The sequence below is a fragment of the Paenibacillus sp. 01L418 genome (assembly GCF_056400045.1).
This window is the reverse complement of the sequence record NZ_JBFTSN010000808.1, coordinates 1-969: the sequence shown is the minus strand read 5'-3', so window position 1 is coordinate 969 and position 969 is coordinate 1. Positions and strand designations below refer to the sequence as shown.

At 49.5% G+C, this 969-nt stretch carries 1 protein-coding gene; it reads right to left on the bottom strand.

Annotated features, from left to right (window positions below; genetic code table 11):
- Nucleotides 1-212: 212 nt before the first annotated feature.
- The coding region (locus AC1DSE_RS35790; protein WP_477529183.1) for an aldo/keto reductase at nt 213-969 on the bottom strand (757 nt) is incomplete at its 5' end.

The window sequence follows — 969 nt, the reverse complement described above, 5'->3', positions numbered from 1 at the left end:
GTTTTTGATAAGCCATATTTATACGCAGCGGCCATAGAGCCAAGTTCACCACTTTCGATCTCTCCGATTATGGTAAGTTTCTCTGATGCGGAATATTTAACTTTAGACATGAAAATGCTCCCCTCATAGCAACAGGTTTTTTATTATTTCACCTGTCTACTATTTGGGGAGCATATCACTTTTGCGACAGCCTCTTCTTATGTCGAAAATATCTAGTTGCTGCGATCCTGCGGGTGCGGCTCGACTGCAAGCATTGCCGCCTTTGCGTTCGCTTCAACCTGAGCCGGGTCCTTGCAGCCCGGAATGACAGCCGTTACGGCTGGGTGCTTCAAGCACCAAGCAAGCGCCCAGCTCGCCATATCGACACCTTGCGGTACCTCTTCACGCTGAATGTGTTCTACTTCCAGCAGCTTAAGCCGTGTGTTCTCTTTATCATGCCTGTGGCGTACATCGGTATCACCGAACACGGCACCCGGCTTATATTTGCCGCTCAAATAGCCGCTCGCCAGCGGAACACGTGCAAGCACGCCCAAATCCTGCTGCTCGCATGCTGGAAATACTCTTTCCTCCGGCTGACGGTCGAGACGATTATATACGACCTGAATGACGCGAGAATTCACCTTTGTTGAGGCTTCTGTCTGATGCAAATTGTCATTGCTGCCGATAGACGTCCCAAGAAAACGGATTTTCCCGGCTGCAATTTGCTTATCCAGAGTGGTCCACAGCACATCATTATCAAATGCTTGGTCTGGTCCTGAGTGGAACTGGTACAGGTCAATATAGTCCGTCTTTAGCGCCTTCAGTGAAGCATCAAGCTGAGCTACAACACCTTCAGCGTCAAATACGTCGGTACGCGTGAAGCGCTCGTGGAAATGATGGCCAAACTTTGTTGCTATGATCCAATCCTCGCGGTTGCGGCGGCTGATATAATCTCCAATGAGTGACTCTGAGAGGTGATCACCGTAACAT